This window comes from Saccharothrix sp. BKS2, from assembly GCF_047689505.1.
Taxonomy (GTDB): Bacteria; Actinomycetota; Actinomycetes; order Mycobacteriales; family Pseudonocardiaceae; genus Actinosynnema; species Actinosynnema lopnurensis.
This window is the reverse complement of the sequence record NZ_JAUQOL010000035.1, coordinates 1-1,055: the sequence shown is the minus strand read 5'-3', so window position 1 is coordinate 1,055 and position 1,055 is coordinate 1. Positions and strand designations below refer to the sequence as shown.

The 1,055-nt window shown below is 70.1% G+C and carries 1 protein-coding gene; it reads right to left on the bottom strand.

Going from position 1 to position 1,055, the window contains the following annotated elements; translation table 11 throughout:
* Positions 1-14: 14 nt before the first annotated feature.
* A complete protein-coding gene (locus Q5530_RS37490) occupies positions 15-983 on the bottom strand; it encodes an IS30 family transposase (protein ID WP_415367693.1) in 969 nt (322 codons plus the stop codon).
* Positions 984-1,055: the final 72 nt, after the last annotated feature.

Here is a 1,055-nt window from a genome sequence, read left to right as displayed (position 1 = left end):
AGGGGAGGGCGAGTTCAGGCGGTGGAAGCATCCAGTTCGAGGAGTTCGGTGAATACCTCGCTGGGTTTGCGCCAGTCGTGGATCTTACGGGGTCGGTCGTTGATCTCGGCGGCGATGGCGGCCAGGTAGTGCGGGTCGCTGGTGATCTCGACGCCCTTGGGCAGGTACTCGCGGACGATCCGGTTGAGGTTCTCGTTGCTGCCGCGCTCCCACGGCGAGTGGGGGTGGGCGAAGAACACCGGCAGCCCGGTGGCGGTGACATCCTTGTGCAGGGCCATCTCCGAGCCGCAGTCCCAGGTCAGGGACCGTTTGATCGAGGCTGGCAGCGGGCCGGCCGCGGAGATGATCGCCTGGGTCACGGTCAGCGAGTCCCGCCCGGTCAGCGGGACCAGGACGAGGAACCGGCTGGTCCGCTCGACCAGGGTGGCCACGGCACTCCTGCCGCCCTTGCCCACGACGATGTCCCCCTCCCAATGGCCGGGCACCGCCCGACCCTCGGCCTCGGCGGGGCGTTCGTCGAGGTAGCGGGGCTCGCGGATGCGCGGCGCCGGTGCCGGACGCGGCCCACTCCGCCGGGTGCGCCCGGTCCGCAGCGCGACCAGCTCCCGGCGCAACGTCGCGACCGGCTGGGCATAGACCCACTGGTAGATGGCCTCGTGACTCACCCGACCAGCCTGCCCTCGACCATGATCACGCGCCAACCGGCCCGCGATCGAGGCCGGTGACCAGCCGATCCGCAACAACTCGAGCACCCGGGCACGCACCGCGGGGTCCCGGTCCACCGCCAGGACCTTCGGCCGGGCCCTCGACCCCGCCGCCGCCCGTTCGGCCACCACCGCCCGATACCCCTCACGACCGCCGTGTCGGGCCACCTCCCGCGAGACGACCGAGGAATCACGCCCGATCAGGACGGCGATCTCCTTGTACTCCAACGACTCCGCCAGACCACGCGAGATCTCCTCCCGCTCGGCCAAGGTCAACATCCTGCGCACGACAGGGAATCCTTCCCCACCGAACACCACGATCAGATGCTACGACCGCCTGAACCTGCCGAG